Source organism: Ferroplasma sp. Type II (assembly GCF_000496155.1).
Genome location: NZ_KI542764.1, coordinates 23,799 through 24,625, shown reverse-complemented (window position 1 = coordinate 24,625; position 827 = coordinate 23,799). Strand labels below are relative to the sequence as shown.

General features: G+C 27.4%; 1 protein-coding gene. It reads left to right on the top strand.

Annotation, left to right across the window (positions count from 1 at the left end):
- Window positions 1-88 precede the first annotated feature (88 nt).
- Window positions 89-595, top strand: a complete 507-nt coding sequence (locus AMDU4_RS10500) for a hypothetical protein (RefSeq protein WP_290705046.1) — start codon at window positions 89-91, stop codon at window positions 593-595.
- Window positions 596-827 lie beyond the last annotated feature (232 nt).

The following is an 827-nucleotide window of genomic DNA, read 5'->3' as shown; positions in this document are numbered from 1 at the left end:
GGAATTACTGATTTCATAGATAGATTATTTAACTGGAGCATTGGTGTTATTTCTAAAACACAAAAGGACCAAAATGGTGAAAATAAAAATGACTGAAGTTAACTTTCAGAAGTTAAAAGGGGACAATGAATGGGCAAAACTCGGTGAAAATGAATGCTATGCAGAATTGCCAACCAGTTTCTCAGCAATTTTTAACGTAGAGCACTTTAAAAACAACGGTTTAAAACATTGTGATATAATATTTATAGGTAAACAAATCTTTTTTATTGAGCTAAAAAATACTAGTAATACAACAAATAAGGGTGAAATAATACAAAATATTTTTGAGAGTATAGAACCTAAATATAACGGTTCTAAGAAAATATTAGAGAGCCTACTTAAATTGTATAATAATGGCGTTTCAAAATCTTTTAACAATAAATGCTATACATTTTTTGTGTCCAATGAAACCATATCAATACTGCAGGCAAATAAAAGTATATTTACCAAACAAAAATATAAGCTCTCACATTTAAAAAGCGAATTAGATTTCATTATACTAAAACCATGCTGTTCAAATTTATTTGAATCGGGAAATTTTTTAAAAATTCTTTAATTGTGATACGTTTTATTGTTATTTTTCCGATGGTCTGTTACATAACTATTAAAATGTAGGTTTATACAAACAGAAAATTTCGTTCCTCAGAAACTCTACATCAGTAATCTGCTGATATTGAGATGAGTGTGTATTTAGGTTATTTAATGAGGAATATTAATATAACTTATTATATTAAGTACATTAACATGGTTGATTATTTAGATGAGGAAGAATACAATAGATGGCTCTC